This is a genomic window from Cobetia sp. SIMBA_158, from assembly GCF_046566945.1.
GTDB classification, from domain to species: Bacteria; Pseudomonadota; Gammaproteobacteria; order Pseudomonadales; family Halomonadaceae; genus Cobetia; species Cobetia amphilecti.
In genome coordinates, this window is the sequence record NZ_JAWJYL010000816.1 from 1 (window position 1) to 249 (window position 249).

Annotated in this window: 1 protein-coding gene; it reads left to right on the forward strand. The window is 39.8% G+C overall.

The window, feature by feature from the left end; genetic code table 11:
• Positions 1–249, forward strand: a 249-nt coding sequence (locus R2R70_RS22090; RefSeq protein WP_410979212.1) for a GFA family protein, incomplete at both ends; no start/stop codon positions are given.

Here is a 249-nt window from a genome sequence, read left to right on the forward strand (position 1 = left end):
GTGCCATTGTTCGTTGTGTAAAAAACAATCAGGTTCAAGCTCCAATTCAGCGACCATTATCGAAGCGCTCCATTTCAAATGGATAAAAAGTGACAATATAAAAAGTTGGCAAAAAGAGACCGGCTTTAGCTCACACTTTTGTACAAACTGTGGCTGTCCTGTTCCTAATGCCTTTGCAAATAAGTATTACTGGATTCCTATAGGTTTATTAGAGCTTGATAGTAAGTCGGTTGCTATAGAGGTCGTCGC